General features: G+C 72.6%; 1 protein-coding gene. It reads left to right on the top strand.

The window, feature by feature from the left end; all coding sequences use genetic code 11:
• Positions 1-661, top strand: a 661-nt coding sequence (locus AB0C29_RS50320) for a hypothetical protein (protein ID WP_360835740.1), incomplete at its 5' end; no start/stop codon positions are given.
• Positions 662-1,011 lie beyond the last annotated feature (350 nt).

Here is a 1,011-nt window from a genome sequence, read left to right as displayed (position 1 = left end):
GTACTGCCCCGGCCGGCCCTGGGGGCCGTCCCCCCCCCGGGCGGGGGGCGGCGCCGGGGGCGGCACCCTCCCGGCCTGGTCCGGCGAACGGCCCCGGTGGATGCCCGACGAGCTGCTGTGGACGGTCGGCGTCTCCTACACCGGCATGCCGACGGCCACCGCGCCGATCCGCAACGTCTGGTCGGCCAGCATGATGGTCCGGCGCGACGCCTTCACCGCCGTCGGCGGCTTCCGGACCGGCTTCGGCAAGCTGGGCGACCGCAACCGGCCCGAGGACACGGAGCTGTGCCTGCGGATGAGCGCCGCGGGCGGCGGGCACTGGATGTACGTGCCGGGCGCGCTGATCGACCACGAGGTGCCCACCGAACGCTCCACGTTCCGGTTCCTGATGCGCCGCTGCTACGCCGAGGGCCGGGGCAAGGTCCAGATGGCACGGCTGCTGCCCCGCGTCCAGAAACTGGGCGTCGAACGCGACTACGTCCGCCGGATCCTGCCCCGTGCGGTCGTCCGTGGTCTCGTCGCGGCCGGCAACGGCCGGGGAGCCACCCACGCGTTGCAGGCCGTCACCGTCGTGGCGGCGGTGGCCGCGGCCGGAGTGGGCGGCGGCCTGGAGACCCTGGCCGAGCTCATGCACACCGACTTCGGCGACAACCGCAGCTGACGGCGAACGCACCGCCCCCGGGCCGGCTGATTGACAATCCCGTAACATAGGGATACATCTATGTGACCGTTAACAACGATGTCGTGTCCTCGCAGCGTCCGGTACGCGCTGCGGCCGCAGCCACGCGAAAGGCACATCATGCGTTCCTGGTCACCGCGCGCCTCCATGCTCAAGATCCGCACCGCCGGGGCGGCCGCGGCGCTCGTCGCCGCGACACTGTTCGGCCTGCCCGGACCCGCCCGGGCGGCGGGCACCCTGCCCTGCGGGAGATCCACCGGCCGAGCTCCGACAAGGATCTGCAACTGGCCCGGTACAGGTTGAAGTGGGACGAGGCTTTCGCCGTACAGCTG

Source organism: Actinoplanes sp. NPDC048791 (assembly GCF_040650095.1).
Classification (GTDB): Bacteria; Actinomycetota; Actinomycetes; order Mycobacteriales; family Micromonosporaceae; genus Actinoplanes.
Note: the sequence above shows the minus strand (reverse complement) of the source record. Positions and strands in the feature narration are given on the sequence as shown.